The following is a 759-nucleotide window of genomic DNA, read 5'->3' as shown; positions in this document are numbered from 1 at the left end:
CAGGCTTCCCAACCCCTCCAGCCCTGGCTCCTCCACGAAGGCGCGCAGCATTGACGGCACGAAGTGCACCGTCGTCACGCCCTCCGCCTTCATCAGCTTCACCAGGTACGCCGGCTCCTGGTGCCCTCCGGGCCTCGCCAGTACCAGCTTCGCCCCAGCCAACAGCGGCCAGAAGAACTCCCACACCGACACGTCGAAGCTGAAGGGCGTCTTCTGCAGCACCACGTCCGCCCCACTCAGCCCGTACTCCTCCTGCATCCACTTCAGCCGGTTGACGACGCCCCCGTGCGCGTTCATCGCACCCTTCGGTCGCCCCGTGCTTCCCGACGTGAAGATGACGTACGCCAGCGACTCCGGGCCTACCTGCACCGCCGGCTTCGTCACCGGCTGCTTCGACACCTCCGCCGCCGCGCTGTCCAGGCACACGACTCTCGCGCCACTGGCCGGAAGCACCGTCTTCCACTTCTCGTGCGTCAGCACCACCGAGGCGCCAGTGTCCTCCAGCATCCACCCCAGCCGCTCCTTCGGGTACGCCGGGTCCACCGGCACGTAGGCCCCGCCCGCCTTCAGCACGCCCAGCAGCGCCACCACCACGTCCACCGAGCGCTCCAGGCACACACCCACCAGCGACTCCGCCCCCACCCCCATGGCCCTCAAGTGGTGCGCCACCTGGTTGGCCCTCGCCTCAAGCTCCCGGTACGTCAGCCGCTCCGTCTCGAACGCCACCGCCACCGCGTCCGGCGTCCGCTCCACCTGCGC

At 69.4% G+C, this 759-nt stretch carries 1 protein-coding gene; it reads right to left on the bottom strand.

What is annotated here, in order from left to right; genetic code table 11:
- Nucleotides 1-759: AMP-binding protein (locus tag HV826_RS36425; RefSeq protein WP_176421579.1), on the bottom strand; the 759-nt coding region annotated here is incomplete at both ends.

It is taken from the genome of Myxococcus sp. AM010, from assembly GCF_013372585.1.
In the GTDB taxonomy this organism is placed as follows: domain Bacteria; phylum Myxococcota; class Myxococcia; order Myxococcales; family Myxococcaceae; genus Myxococcus; species Myxococcus vastator.
This window is presented reverse-complemented; position numbering and strand designations above follow the sequence as displayed.